Origin of the sequence: Roseobacter sp. GAI101 (genome assembly GCF_000156335.1) — a bacterium.
Classification (GTDB): Bacteria; Pseudomonadota; Alphaproteobacteria; order Rhodobacterales; family Rhodobacteraceae; genus Sulfitobacter.
Genome location: NZ_DS999213.1, coordinates 36900 through 50756 on the forward strand (window position 1 = coordinate 36900; position 13857 = coordinate 50756).

General features: G+C 56.0%; 10 protein-coding genes. 5 read left to right on the forward strand and 5 right to left on the reverse strand.

Going from position 1 to position 13857, the window contains the following annotated elements:
- Positions 1 to 28: 28 nt before the first annotated feature.
- The 4 genes from RGAI101_RS00205 to RGAI101_RS21445 form a co-directional block, all read right to left on the reverse strand.
- A complete protein-coding gene (locus tag RGAI101_RS00205) occupies positions 29 to 1843 on the reverse strand; it encodes a type IV secretory system conjugative DNA transfer family protein (protein WP_008225205.1) in 1815 nt (604 codons plus the stop codon).
- Between the two features lie 140 nt (positions 1844 to 1983).
- Positions 1984 to 2580, reverse strand: a complete 597-nt coding sequence (locus RGAI101_RS21440) for an excalibur calcium-binding domain-containing protein (protein WP_083792067.1) — start codon at positions 2578 to 2580, stop codon at positions 1984 to 1986.
- A gap of 107 nt (positions 2581 to 2687) precedes the next feature.
- Complete coding sequence (locus tag RGAI101_RS00210; protein ID WP_254655218.1) at positions 2688 to 3914, reverse strand: relaxase/mobilization nuclease domain-containing protein; 1227 nt, start codon at positions 3912 to 3914, stop codon at positions 2688 to 2690.
- A 50-nt stretch (positions 3915 to 3964) separates the two neighbouring features.
- Positions 3965 to 4342: a hypothetical protein gene (locus RGAI101_RS21445; protein ID WP_254655219.1), complete on the reverse strand. Its 378-nt coding sequence runs from the start codon at positions 4340 to 4342 to the stop codon at positions 3965 to 3967.
- Between the two features lie 551 nt (positions 4343 to 4893).
- Between RGAI101_RS21445 and RGAI101_RS21140 the strand changes: the two genes are divergently transcribed.
- A complete protein-coding gene (locus RGAI101_RS21140) occupies positions 4894 to 7152 on the forward strand; it encodes a Hint domain-containing protein (protein WP_008228904.1) in 2259 nt (752 codons plus the stop codon).
- Positions 7153 to 7365: 213 nt separating this feature from the next.
- Here RGAI101_RS21140 and RGAI101_RS21145 read toward each other — a convergent pair whose 3' ends face one another.
- The gene (locus RGAI101_RS21145; protein ID WP_198133662.1) at positions 7366 to 9297 is read right to left on the reverse strand and encodes a S53 family peptidase; all 1932 of its coding nucleotides are present in this window, start codon (positions 9295 to 9297) and stop codon (positions 7366 to 7368) included.
- Between the two features lie 323 nt (positions 9298 to 9620).
- Between RGAI101_RS21145 and RGAI101_RS00230 the strand changes: the two genes are divergently transcribed.
- From RGAI101_RS00230 to RGAI101_RS00245, 4 genes are all read left to right on the forward strand, one after another.
- On the forward strand, positions 9621 to 11294 hold the full coding sequence (locus tag RGAI101_RS00230) for a phosphoethanolamine transferase (protein ID WP_008226876.1): 1674 nt from the start codon (positions 9621 to 9623) through the stop codon (positions 11292 to 11294).
- On the forward strand, positions 11291 to 11710 hold the full coding sequence (locus RGAI101_RS00235; RefSeq protein ID WP_008229217.1) for a diacylglycerol kinase: 420 nt from the start codon (positions 11291 to 11293) through the stop codon (positions 11708 to 11710). The genes RGAI101_RS00230 and RGAI101_RS00235 overlap by 4 nt, the downstream gene beginning before the upstream one ends.
- 102 nt (positions 11711 to 11812) lie before the next feature.
- Entirely contained in the window at positions 11813 to 12469 is a 657-nt protein-coding gene (locus RGAI101_RS00240; protein ID WP_008226427.1) for a response regulator transcription factor, read from the forward strand.
- Entirely contained in the window at positions 12466 to 13824 is a 1359-nt protein-coding gene (locus RGAI101_RS00245; RefSeq protein ID WP_008227007.1) for a sensor histidine kinase, read from the forward strand. Before RGAI101_RS00240 ends, RGAI101_RS00245 begins: the two co-directional genes overlap by 4 nt.
- The last annotated feature ends 33 nt before the right edge of the window (positions 13825 to 13857 follow it).

The following is a 13857-nucleotide window of genomic DNA, read 5'->3' on the forward strand; positions in this document are numbered from 1 at the left end:
CCCGCCATCAGGTTTTGCGTATTTGGAATCACTGCTTGTGCAGATTGACGCCCTTGGTGCGCAGATCAGGCATCTCGTACCATTTCAGCTTACGTGCCATGATCGGGTTGGTGTTTTCGATCAGGATCAGTTGCTGATCATCCCTCAAGCGCATCAGCTCATCGGGATAGGCCAGCTTGCGCTGCGTTGCGGCCCGATTATCTGTGGTGGTGCTGGACCGGCTGCTGGAGCCACCATTGCCCCCGGAGCTGGAGCTGAAGGCCGTGGCTATGGCCGAGCTGAAGTTCCACACGGTTGTCACGCCGCACATCGCTGAGAAGTATTCAGCGCTGGTCTTGTCCGGTGACCCGAAATACGCCACCGCCCCGGAGTTGGCGATGAAGCTCTCATAGTCCTGCCCGTAAATCCGCCGGAGTTGGCACAAATCTTGCGTGATGCCCCAGAGCTGAATACCGAACCCCGCCATCAGGCCATAGGCTTGCTCCACCATGGTCAGACGACCCAGAGCTGGCATTTCATCGAGGATGAAGAGCACCGGCTTTTTGGGCTTATCTGCGATATTGCGGGCATTGATGGTGATGGCTTGCTGCACCAGCAGGCGCAAAAACCGGCTGAAGGTTTCCAACCGATCCGCTGGCAGGATCAGAAAGATAGTCATAGGCTTGCGCTTCAAATCTGCGAAATCGAAGTCAGATTCAGAAAGGCATTCACGCACCCGCGCACTATCCAGCATGTGGGTTTCTGCTTGAGCCGAGGCCAGCACATTGGCCATCAGCTTTGGCTCTTTTTGCAGACTTCTCGCCCCAGTACTGGCTATCAGATGATGCGGTGATGCCGCCATCTGCTCGAACATGGCGATCATGTCATCGCCACTCAGCAAAAGCAGATCACGCACCGTGCCAAGATTGCGCCGCCCATCAAACGCCGCATCGAAGCAGACGAACAGGATCAAGCCTTGGATCAAGGCCTTAGCTTCTTCCTGCCAAAACGCATCGCTTTTGCTGTTTTTCTGAACAAGACTATCAGCCAACAACATGGCGTTTTCTGTTGCATCGACATCGCCCAGCTTAATCCAATCCAGCGGATTGATCCGAGCAGACACACGCCCCATCGCATCAGTAGCAATGCCCCATGGATCAACGCACATCACCTCTTGGCCCAGGGCTTCACGCTCATCAGTGGTAATGCGGGCATTCTCGCCTTTTGGATCGATCACCAAGGCAGAGCCTTGATAGCACAGCAGATTGATAATGATGTGCGAGACGCCCTTGCCTGAGCGTGTGGGCGCAGATGTCAGCAGATGGCGATCACCTTTATAAGAAAACACCTTTTCGACTGCGCCATTGACCGAGTCATCAAAGGCAGAGCCAAGGATGATTCCATCACTGCCAAACAGGCCCTTTTCATTCATGTGCTGACCATCGGCCCACTTACTTGAGCCAAAGGTCGTTGGCACATCCATCAGCGCTTTGACACCGCGACCAAGCCAGTAGCCAAGCGCGCCCAAAAACCCAAGCATGGATGCAAGCCATGCAGCGCTCCATCCCAGCACGCCGTTGCTCATGATGGCAACGAACACCAGCAGGCCAGCAGCGATCAGTGTTACAATGCGCCGAAACTCTTTTGCCTCAGGTGACAAAAACCAGCCAAGCAGAAAGCCAGCTCCAGTTGAGAGCGCCATCATGGCAATGCGCCACATCATGAACAGCCCGTCATAGTTCGAATAGCCGTAGCTTTGATACGGCGAGCTACCAAACAAGCCTTGCGCATGGGCATCATGCCCAAGCGCAAAAACAAGCAGCGTTGCGCAAATGCGCAGTTTTGTATTCGTGTTCCAGTCCATAGGACCATCTCCTTGTTGAGAGTTGATAGAACCCTCTCAATAAGAAGACGTCCGACTCGTCCGCGCGGGTATAGGCTGGGTAGGAACGGGTAATTCTCTAACCAGAGATCAATTTGGTTGGGTTAGTGAGCCGATATCAATCAGCACCCGTTATAGTTTTTGTTACCACTTGCCGTGATCGTATATGTGCCGCCGCGAGGGCCTGTGTAGCACCGCGAACTTGAGGATCGACGCGCGGTCGATCTGGCTTTGCGAGGTGGCGCTAGTCGCAACGTGGAGAGGCGCGTGGCTTGAGCACCCCATTCACAAGCAAGGCCATCGCCATCACCGTCTAAATTATGGGGATCTTGCGAAGGCCCGCCACTGGCCAAGAAAAATCGCTGCGCTAGCGCCCCAGATGCAAAATCACCGCAATCTTTATCACTGCCAGCAGTCAAAGTTGAAGCGGTTACAGATCTGGTAAATTGTGAACGACGATAAAGAGCGGCTGATTGTTTGCCGATATTACTGCCAGAACACTGTTTAGCGCCCCGCGCCGCAAGCTCAGCTTCTGTCATCAGCTTAACCTTCGCCGATGATGACGGCTGAATATATGTCGCACAAACGCTGGCCGTTGGTGCTTTTTGCAAGGCTTGGGCAAAGGCCATCATCCGTTGGTCAGACGCAGCATTGTTAACAGTCCCGCCCGCACATCCAGCAAGTGTTGCGCCAATCACAATTAAAAAACTCAATCGCATAGAAAAATCCTCATGCCCTAAAAAGTACAACTAAAGGTTAAGCACCATTAACCCTTGGCGGGAATTGTTTTCTGGGCAAAGGCCATAAATGACATGGCCCGGTCCTTTTACCGCGACAGATCAAACCCACGATTTTTCCGACGGGTTTTAACACTGGCATCTTGCGTCTGTGACTGAATTGTCCGGCGCATGTAAGCTGCGATATCGTTGGCGAGGATTTTGCGATCCTTGGCATGTTTAAATTTCAAGACACGCGCACGGGCTTGCAGGTTTTGCCGTTCTTTTAGCTGCTGGACAACTAGTCGATCCCGTTGCTCTTGATCACGCCGCATAGCTCCCAGTGCTTCTTTGACATTGAGATCGCGAACGGGTTTAGCTTTGCCTGTTAGGCGATCAAACAATCCCCTTAGACCCTTGTTCAGGCGATCTGATCGTATTGTTGATTCTGCGATCCACCGTTCTTCCTGCTTGGTTTTTAGCATCTGACGCTCAGACCGCTGGCTAGTGACCAGCGTCTCACGCTCAGCCAAGAGGGGCTTGAGCGCGTCGGCGTGAGACTGTTTTACTTGCGCGATATAGGCTTTCACCTGATCAGTCATTCTGGCTTTTAAGGTGCGCCCAACTTCCGTGACAGATGAACAGGCGGACGGATCGCCAAGCTTGGTCACTAAATCCTTGGCCTTAATCCCTGTCCATTTGGCGATGGCGTAAACATTGCCCTGCACATCCAATGCAACATGGCCACGACGATCACCTTTGGCGATATGATAGCCACGCTCAGCCAAAGCATTGCGATAGCTATCAAGATTATCAGAGCGTTCCCAAACCTCTTGAAATATCTGTTTGATTTCACGTGGATCGATCTTGACGCGTTTGGCTTGCTGCCATTCAGACAGTGTGAAATTTAGCGGGTTTTTATCACCGTAAGTTGCCAGACCCTTTGGCAGGGTCCAGCCGTGATCCAGATACAGATCCCGCGCGATGTCACGTAGCTTTACTTTAAAGTGGGGTAGGTTAATCGCTTTGATTGTTTCAGGATTTATCCGCGACCACACAACATGCGCATGACGACGGCCCTCTTTCTCATGCAGAATAATGGCGCGAGGTTGGCCGGTTAAACCCAGCTTAGCCTCAATTCTATCAGCAGCGTCTTCAAAATCTTGTTCCGAAACGTCATGCCCTTGCGGTGGATTGAGACTGACAGAAAATAGAAATTGCTTACAGCGGGTAGCCTTCGATATGGCATGCGCCTCATCTAATGCGCCGTGCAAATCATCAGCCATGAAGCCCCGCAATTGCAGAATGCTGATATGGTCGTTGTCGCGATCATTCATCAGGTGATCTGACAGCGCCCGGGCACCAGATCTTTGCGACGCTTTGATGATCACCGCTTTAAACCCAGAGCTGCCAACAAGGTCACACGCATCCATGCGACATCAACGCATGCTTGTTGCAGATCGCGTTCTAAATCTGGATTGACGACAAGTGTGCCTTGGTTCGAACCCTTGGCAATCTGATTAAGATTACTCGCCATGCGCGATGCACCCAGCCACGCCAAGATCTCAGCCAGAAGTTGTTGCTCCGCAACAGGTGGTTTTGACCTCTTTCGGTATTTAGGAGCCTCATCAGCCAAAACCACGGACTTGATATATGAGGCTAGTGGCATCGAACCAGCATGACCTTCAAGCTTTGCCCGTTCATCCTCAGTTAAACGCAGTGAAAACGGAGCTGGCCTTTGTGATTTTTGCTGGTGTCGTTTCATGGGTGAGGCCCACGCAGTTCATCTGCATGATCACTCAGCAGAAGATTCCAGCGTTCCAGCTCTTCAAAAACTTGTGCTGCCTGCCTGAAAGAAAGGCCTGTGGATGATTGTGATCCAGCACTGGTTTTATCATCGACCTCGGATAAAATGGCGTTCGAACGTTTGTGTTCCAACCGCACCAATTTTCCAAATTTGATTTTTGAACGCTGCCGCCACCTTGAGGGTGAAGGCTGCTGCTTGATCGTACGATCATGCCTCAAGCTTTGTGGTTTGAAACTGCGCCGCGCGCGGGCAGGATATGATGTCCCTCACACCTGTGCATCGCCGTCCCACGCGCGCTGCGGACAGGAACCTGCAAGCTGAACCCGATCGTGTAGCGCATCAGTCTGAACAGGGTCCCCACAACCACCCGAAATGGTCGCGGACAAAAGTATACGGCCCAATTCTTTCATTGAACTTTCAAATGGTTGACGCAGACCAAACATATTTTTGACCTTAAATTAATCCATCTGCTCCAGAAATGTGACTATTTAACGAGTGAGGGGCTGAACATGGCCACTGTGACCGGCGGAACCGGCGACGATACACTGACGGGTACGACTGGCGCAGACAGCATCCAAGGCAACGGCGGCAATGATACGATTTCGGGTGGTGCGGGGAACGACACCATTTATGGCGGGCAAAAGGGGCCGCCAAGCTACACGGCGGTCAGTAACGGGCAGACAATTAACGGGACCACCGGCCAGGACTATTTCCGTTGGTCCGCCGAAGATGGCTCAAACGCGACCATCCGTCTTGATGACGGGGGCGGTAGCGACAATGATGGTGACAATGTCGCGGATTACGTGCTGGTCGGGACGACGAATACGACCAATACCCTTGCCTTGCGTGGATTCGACTATGGCAAGGACAAGATCGTCCTGCAGGAAAACTACACCGGCATCACATCTTCTGTCGTTCAGCATTCGCCGACCACCTATGGCGTCGTCTACACGATCACCTATGCGAACGGCCACACGCAAACTTTCAACATCGAACTGAACGGAACGGGCCCGATCAGCCCCTATCAGATATTTACGACGACGCAGCCGACGGTCAGTGACGACGACAGCCTTTCCGGTGGCGATGACGCCGATACCTTCGTGATCGAGGATGACTTTGGCAGCGACACCATCGTCGGGGGCGAGGGCGGGACTGATTACGACACGATGAATCTGTTGTCCCTCACGGGTCCGGTCACGGTGACATATACCGGGGCCGAGGCCGGGACGATCACCGATGGCGCGAACACAATCACCTTCTCCGAGATAGAGCATCTGGTTCTGACCGATCAGGCGGACACAGTCGACGGCTCTGCCGACACGGCAGGCATGTACATCGAAGCCCGGGGCGGGAACGACGACATTCTCGGCGGCTTTGGCAATGACAGTCTGCGGGGCGAAGACGGCAACGATACGCTGTCCGGTCAGGCGGGCGACGATTCGGTTGCGGGCGGGGCGGGCGACGATCTGATTTACACCGGATACGGTGCCGACACGGTCTGGGGCGATTCCGGCTCGGACAGGTTCGTCATCGACGATGGTGACGGATCGGTGACGATCTATGGCAGCGACGAAGGTGGCGATACCGATACACTGGACTTCAACACCGGTGCTGCGACGAACGGGGTCACCGTTACTTTCGGCGGATGGGAATTCGGTGCGTTCAACTTTGACGGGACGACCGGCACTTTCTACGAAATTGAAGCGGTTCAGGGAACGGACCTGGCCGACAGTCTGGATGCGTCGGCCGACATGTCGGGGCTCGATCTGTCCGGTGCGGCGGGTGACGACACTATTTTGGGTGGCATGGGCGATGACTTTATCGATGGTGGCACCGGCGACGACAGCCTCAAGGGGGGGCTGGGCAACGACACGATCACCGGCGACGATGGTACCGACACGTTTTCCTATGCGGCAGGCGACGGCACCGACACGATCACCGATTTCAACACCGGTAATACGGGCACGCTGAATGACGGCGACAGCACCAATAACGATTTCATCAATCTGTCGGCCTTCTATGATGACATCTGGGAACTGCACGCCGACCAGGCCGATGACGGTATCCTCAACCAATCCAATGACGGGGTCGGCGGTGCCGACTATTCAAACAACGCGCATTTTGGCAGCGGCGGCCTGATCTTTTCAGGGGCCAGCGCGGATAATTCCAGCTTTACCTCAGAAAACACCGGCGTTGTCTGCTTTACGACCGGCACTGCCATTCGCACACCGCGCGGCGATGTCCTGATCGAGACCTTGCGGGTCGGCGATCTGGTGGTCACAGCTGATAACGGTCCTCAACCCATCCGCTGGATCGGCACGCGGCACTTGGATCACAGGGCCCTGCGCGCAGCGCCAAACCTTAGGCCGATCCTGATCAAGGCAGATGCCCTGGGCAATGTGCGGCCGTTGTTCGTCTCTCCGCAACATTCCATGATGGTTGGTGAAAGCAATCTGGTGCGCGCAAAGCACCTGGCCGAATACATGCCGGGCGTGCGCGTCGCCAGCGGCAAGCGGTCGGTCTGCTACGTCCATCTTATGTTCGACGCTCACCAGATCATTTTTGCCGAAAACGCCCCGTCGGAGAGTTTTTATCCCGGACCGATGAGTCTCAAGATGATGGGTCATGAACCCAGAACAGAGCTTTTGACGCTGTTCCCCGACCTGAGGGCGGACCCGAGCTTGCGCGATTTTCCGGCACGTTGGTACGGCGGGCCTGCACGCGAGGTGATCAGGCGGCGCGACTTGGCGGAAATCTCGATGAACTAGTCACCTTGCTAGGCTGTCGGAGACATCCGATCCATCAGCGAAGGCATCAGTTCGAATGGTGGGGAAGCTGAAAGTATTGAAAGGCGACGGCAAACAGCTAGCGAAGGATCCTTGCCCACGAACCCGGCGTTCGCGCATATCGTTAGGGACGTCGCAGAAAGTAAAGTGCCTAGGGCGATACGGGCAAGAATGCCGCCGAGCGGCCTTTGATCTTTAGACGCCGTTCGTCGTAATCTTCAGCGTGTAGTACTGGGTGGGCTGTCCTACGGTCTTGTAAAGATCGTCATCGTTGAAGGTCCGATCGCCTTTCAGGTCAACTTCATCCTCGACCAGTACGCCATCATAGCGGAAACGGCATCTGTAGGCCCAATAGCCTGTGTAGTCGGTCAGCTTGAGCGTGTGGTGGCAGGTGGGACAAGCGTTGCCATAGACCAGATCAAAAGCGTTCGCGTTATTGACCATGCCCTTGTTGATGATCGGGGATTTACTGCAATTGCTGCAGGTATAGTCGATGTTGATGCCGGGTTTGCATATCCTCCAGCTTGGGGCCGTCGGACAACCGGGGGTGCTGGAAAAACCGCCGCGCATTTCCGGGGCCGGAAAGTTGGGACTGGCCCCGATGCCGCTGACGAGATTGGTGTTCATCGCCACAAGGTGCACGTCTTCGATGATCATATGATGATGGCCGCCGCCGCCCATCCGGATCTGTTCGGGCAGAGCCGCCAAGGCGTCGATCAGTTTGGTCGCGATCGGGCTGCCCCAACCGGTGCATGCGTCAAATCCCGGTTCCGCCTGATAACCCGGAGAGTTCGGCGTGGACCGGTTGTCCCCGTGGAGGATGTTTTTGAAATATCCGCCCTTGGCCGCCAGTTGGTAGAGTTGCCCGTTGATGAAGCCAATACTGCCCTTGGATGGCTTGGCCCGGCTGCGTTTTTCATTGGCAAGCGCGATCAACGCGGCCCACATCGGAGCCACCGCGCTGGTCCCGCCGATGCCCATTTTGATGCCGCCGGTCTTGTAGATGTCCCAATCCCCGGCTGCCGCCAGAGACGCCACATCCGGTACCACACGCCCCGTCGACTTGCCGTCATTTGCCGACGGAATTGAGATGCCCTGCGCGGTTTGCCATTTCGGGGTGGCGAAGATGCTGCTGACACCGCCGCCCGTGGCACCGCCGCCTTTTTCGGTGTTGTTCCAGACCACTTCGGTTTTCGTGCCCTCGATATAGTCGATCTGGGTCCCGCCGCAGGCCAGCACGTTGGGGCTGCTGGCAGGGTAATCCACATGGGCGGTATTGTCGGTCGGCTTGCGTTGGCCCGCCGATCCGTTGGCACCTGCAGCAGCGCAAACCGTCACGCCTGCCAGAACCGCCTTTTCCAAAGCGGCTTCGACGGCAGAGGTTTTGCATTCGGAATTTTCCTTGCCGCCCCAAGAGATTGAGATCACCGTGTTCCTGTCCTTGACGGCGCGTTCGATTGCGGGACCGAAACCATCGGGGTTCGATCCGCGATAGATGTTGATCTTGGCCCGCGGGCAAATGCTGCCGATGATTTCGATGTCCAGATGCGTTTCGGTCGTGGGAAGCTTGTCTTGCGCGGCGGGGATCGTGTCGACATCGATCACCGTGACAGCGGGCAGGGGACGGATGCCCAGTTTCGTAAAGTCACCGGCCACCTCGTCCACGTCGATTTTGCCCCCAAGCGATATGATCGCGATGGACTGCCCCTTGCCGCGCAGATTTGTCGGGAAGCCGTAATATTGCGCGACGTCGATGGGCAGATAGCCGGGGAAATATTCCTTGGCCGGGTCCGTGACGCCGAATGATAGGTGATACCACGCCTTTGCGCTAAGTGTGGGGTAGGGGGTCGCCGCGCCGAACTTTGCCTCGCCCATCACGTCTTTTTCATTGCGGGCCAGAACACCGTGGTATTTCAGCCCGCAGTTCTTGAACCAGTACTGTTTGAAGTTGGCCATCCTAAGCTTGTGACCGCCGTGGCAGTGACCGAACAGCGACCCGCCTGCGTCGAACGTCCCGTATCCGGTCGGACCTGCGTTGACGATGACGTTGCCGCCGACCTCTGGGCAAAAGAACTCAAGGTTGAGACCATCACGGCAGGCGGCGGCCAACTGTTTGTCTATCGGCATCATCAAAAGTCCTTTTGGAAAAAACAGTAAGAAACAAACCCTCGGGTTTAGCGTGCATGAAAATTATGCAGGTTTTGGCCCAGTCACTCTGTGATCTAGGCCACATAAGCGAGGGTAGATGCTGGATAAATATGGGATTTGCCGGGCACTTGAGACCAGCGGTTGGTTCGCCCGACCTGGCTGAATGAATTCCTGCTGGTGCATAAAAGGAAGATTTTGCGCGTCCGTGATTGGGTCTGGGTCGCCCTTGATCATATTTCGGTAAGGTTCCCGTAAGGTTTCGGTGTTGAAGGGGGCTCGACCCAATAGCGAAGATACCCCAGATGACCATTTTCAAAACCCTGAAGACGCAGTTTTCCGCCCTTCGGAACACCTATACATTATCGCCTCTTACCTTGATCCTTTTGACTGTCGTCTTCGTGTTCTGCGTCGATAACGCCACTTTCTGGTCCATTGGCAGCCCGATATTCGAAGGGCATCCGCTGTCCTTTGCCGGCTTCCTGTTGGCCGTTTATCTCCTGACGACCGCTGCATTTTCGCTTTTCGGGTTTGCCTGGACGGTAAAGCCTTTCTTGATGTTCATCCTCATCCTCAGCGCGGTCACATCATATTACATGGACCGGCTGGGCGTCGTGATCGACAGGGACATGATCCAGAACGTCATGGTCACCACGATGGCAGAATCCAAACATCTGGTGACGGTCGGCTTTGTCACCCATGTTTTCGTACTTGGCGTATTGCCCGCGCTGGGCATTGCCTGCGTCAAGGTCACGCGCCACAGCATGCTGAAATCGATTGCGATGCCGGTGCTGACGTTCAGCGTCAGCATGGCGTTGGCCACCGGTTTGCTGATGGCCGATTTGAAAAGCTATTCGTCAATCCTGCGCGAACGCAAGGACCTCATGGGCAGCTATCAGCCCGGCATGCCGCTTGTCAGCACGATCCGCTATGCAAAGCTGATGACGCGCACGGCCAATCTGCAGATCGCCGCTATCGGTGAAGACGCCACCAAAGGTCCGGCCTACAGCGCAAGTCGTAAACCCGTGTTGACCATCGTCGTGGCCGGGGAAACCGCGCGGGCGCAGAATTTCAGTCTGAACGGATATGACAAAGACACCAACCCGCGGCTGTCGCAGCTGCCTGTGGTCAGTTTTACCGATGTGAATTCCTGCGGCACCGCGACGGCCGTTTCCCTGCCGTGCATGTTCTCGAACTTCACGCGCGATGATTATTCATATGAAAAGGGGATCTCGAACCAGAACGTGCTTGATGTGTTTGACCATGCCGGGCTGCACGTCGAATGGTGGGACAACAACACCGGCCACAAGGGCATCGCCGACCGCGTTGGCAGCCGTATGATGTCTGCCGCCGATGGTGCTGCGTTTTGCGCGTCGGGCGAATGTACAGACGGGGTGTTCATGCACGCCCTTGCAGAATACGCCAGCACCATCACCGAGGATACCGTTCTGGTGCTGCATCACATCGGCAGTCACGGACCCACGTATTACCTGCGCTACCCCGCCGAATTCGAGCGTTTCACTCCGGCCTGCCGCACCGCGGAATTCAAGAACTGCACTGCAGCGGAAATCACCAATTCCTATGACAACACCATCGCCTATACCGATGAAATCCTGGCCCAGACGATTGAATTCCTGAACGCACAGACGCAATTGTCCACGGCCCTGGTTTATGTGTCGGATCACGGGGAATCGCTGGGCGAGGGGGGGCTTTACCTGCACGGCTCGCCCTATTTCATGGCACCGGAGTTTCAAACCAAAGTGCCAATGATCCTGTGGATGTCCCAAAGGTTTCAAGACCAGTTTGCCATTGATCAATCCTGCATTGCGGATCAAAGATCCGGCACCTTGTCCCATGACAATCTGTTTCATTCCCTTCTGGGTATGATGGACATCAAGACGCGCGAACGTGACCCCGAGCTGGATATATTTGCATCTTGTAAGGCGGGTTTGAAAAATGTGAAAGTTGCGGACAAATGACACTTGATACATCAACCTCAAAACAGGATCGCCGCAAACCGGACCGCGTGACCGGGAGTGCCCATCTTTTTGCGGCTGCCGGATACTCCTTCGGCGGTCTGCGCAGACTTTGGCAGGAAACGGCGTTCCGGCATATCACCCTCGCGCTGCCGCTGTCCGGTGTGGTGTTGTGGTGGGCCGGGGCCAGCATTGGGGAATTTTGCGTCTTGCTGGTGCTGTTCTTCAGCCTTGTCGCGGTCGAGGCGCTGAACACCGCAATCGAATGTCTGGTCGATCACCTAGCCCCCAATTGGGAACTCTTCGCCCGCGACGCCAAGGACCTTGGATCGCTTGCGACCATGTGCCTGCTGTGCGCCAACGGCGTGTTCATCGGCTGGATCGTGCTGCGTGCCTTTATCGGCCCGTCGGCCGGCTGACCCTGTCCCGAAAGGGGCGTGATATCACTCTGACATCCGTTACCGCCTTGCGGCAGATGACACCTTGAACCGAAAAAACTGAAAAGGCCGGACAGGACATTCATGCGCATTCTCTTGATCGAAGATGAGGCCGCCCTTGCACGCCCTTTGATGGAGCATCTGGAGGCGGATCACCACAACGTTGAATGGTTCGGCACGCTGGATGAAGCCGACAGCGCCATCCTTGCGCTCGATTACGATGTTGTCCTGCTTGATCTGCAACTGCCCGACGGTGACGGCCTGTCGTTTCTAAGCACGGTCCGGGGGCGGGGGCTGCGCACGCCGATCATCATCCTGACGGCGCGGGACAAGGTGTCGGACCGGATCGACGGGTTGAACCGCGGTGCGGATGACTATGTGATCAAACCCTTCGACTTGGATGAGGTCACGGCGCGCATTCACACGGTCTGCCGACGCAGCGCGGACCTGCTGACCCAGACCATTTCTATCCGCGATCTCACCATCTGCCTGTCGGATCACAGCGTCTCGCGCGCAGGCAACCCAGTGCGCCTGACAGCGCGGGAATGGGGCGTTCTTGACGTCTTGTTGCGCAGAAAGACGCAGATCGTCCCCAAGGAAACCCTCGAGACCGCGATCTATGGCTATGGCGAAGAAGTCGAGAGCAACGCTCTCGAGGCGCATATCAGCCGTTTGCGCACCAAACTTGGCAAAGACCTGATCGCCACCCACCGCGGCATCGGCTATAGCCTGCAAACATGAACCGACGTCGGCACAGCCTGCTCAACACTCTTTTGAAATCAATCGTGCTGCCGGGTGTTCTGGCGGCAGTGCTGGGGGTTTTGATCGTCCATAACCTGGTCGAAGAAGAATATGACGAATTGCTGGACATCAGCCTGACCAGCAAGGCGCAGTTGTTGTTGACGATCTTCGAGACAACACAAACCTTGCCGGATGCGATAGATATTTCGACGATCATGGCGTTTGAGGATGCTGCGATCGAGCCTGACGAGCGGACGGTTTTTTGGTTTCTCGATGCGTCCGGCCAGATCATCGTCCAATCGCCGGGGGCCACCGCTGACCTGTTGCCCGCTACGCTAACCGGTGGGCTGTTCACGCAGAACGATCACCGTTTTGCAATTTTCCCTGCAGTGTCGGGCGATGCCACGGTGATCGTCGCCACCCCGATGAAGGAACGCAACGAGGCGATTTCAGACGTCTTGCTGGGGGTGATCCTGGGCTTTGCCTTGCTTGGGATTCTATTCGTCGGTGCGGCATTTCTGGTCATTCGACGGTCGGTCAGGGTGATCGCCAAACTCAGCGACAACATCGCCGAAAAGAACGAACATAACCTGTCGCCCATAGAGCGCCAGAATGCCTTTGCCGAAATCGAGCCTGCAATCGACACGCTGGATACCCTGATGGCGCGACTGGACAGCGCTTTGTCGGCCGAACGTGCCTTTGCCACCAACGCCGCCCATGAGCTGCGCACCCCGTTGGCGATTTCACTGGCCAATGTCCAGCGTCTCAAGGCGGTGTTGACCGATCCGGGACCGTCCGCCAGCGCGGCGGAAATTGAACAGGGGCTGAAGCGGTTGATCCGGCTGATCGAACGGCTTTTGCAGATGTCGCGCGCGCAATCCGGCCTCGGCGTAACCCCGGTCGAGGCCGATGTAAGGCCGGTCATCAGCTTGCTGCTCAAAGATTTGCGTGATCGCATTCCGGCAGAAGAAAAGCTGGTCATCAAGGCCCCGGAGGGGCCGTGGCCGAGCCGGATCGACCCGGATGCCCTGGGGATCATCCTGAACAATCTGTTCGACAATGCGCTGAAATACGGTGCCGGGCCCAAGCCCATTGTCGTGGATGCCAGTGTGCCGGGCCGGGTTGTCGTCTCGAACGATTGTACCGCCCTCGGCGCTGCGGATCTTGAGGCAATCAAACAGCGGTTCGTGCGCAAGGCACCGTTGTCAGACGGGTTTGGTCTGGGTCTGTCGATCGTGCAGGCGCTTTGCCAGCAGGCTGGTTGCAGCTTTGACGTCATGTCCCCGCAGCCGGGGCAGCAGCGCGGCTTTACCGCGATCCTGACCCTGCCTTTGGGCAATGCAGCCTTGGCTTAGGCTGTATCGCCAGACCCGGACACCCAAGCCGTT

Coding starts and splice junctions, on each gene's coding strand:
- RGAI101_RS00240 (WP_008226427.1), top strand. CDS start 11,813: ATGCGCATTCTCTTGATCGAAGATGAGGCCGCCCTTGCACGCCCTTTG.
- RGAI101_RS00205 (WP_008225205.1), bottom strand. CDS start 1,843: ATGGACTGGAACACGAATACAAAACTGCGCATTTGCGCAACGCTGCTT.
- RGAI101_RS21440 (WP_083792067.1), bottom strand. CDS start 2,580: ATGCGATTGAGTTTTTTAATTGTGATTGGCGCAACACTTGCTGGATGT.
- RGAI101_RS21445 (WP_254655219.1), bottom strand. CDS start 4,342: ATGAAACGACACCAGCAAAAATCACAAAGGCCAGCTCCGTTTTCACTG.
- RGAI101_RS00210 (WP_254655218.1), bottom strand. CDS start 3,914: ATGAATGATCGCGACAACGACCATATCAGCATTCTGCAATTGCGGGGC.
- RGAI101_RS21140 (WP_008228904.1), top strand. CDS start 4,894: ATGGCCACTGTGACCGGCGGAACCGGCGACGATACACTGACGGGTACG.
- RGAI101_RS21145 (WP_198133662.1), bottom strand. CDS start 9,297: ATGCCGATAGACAAACAGTTGGCCGCCGCCTGCCGTGATGGTCTCAAC.
- RGAI101_RS00235 (WP_008229217.1), top strand. CDS start 11,291: ATGACACTTGATACATCAACCTCAAAACAGGATCGCCGCAAACCGGAC.
- RGAI101_RS00245 (WP_008227007.1), top strand. CDS start 12,466: ATGAACCGACGTCGGCACAGCCTGCTCAACACTCTTTTGAAATCAATC.
- RGAI101_RS00230 (WP_008226876.1), top strand. CDS start 9,621: ATGACCATTTTCAAAACCCTGAAGACGCAGTTTTCCGCCCTTCGGAAC.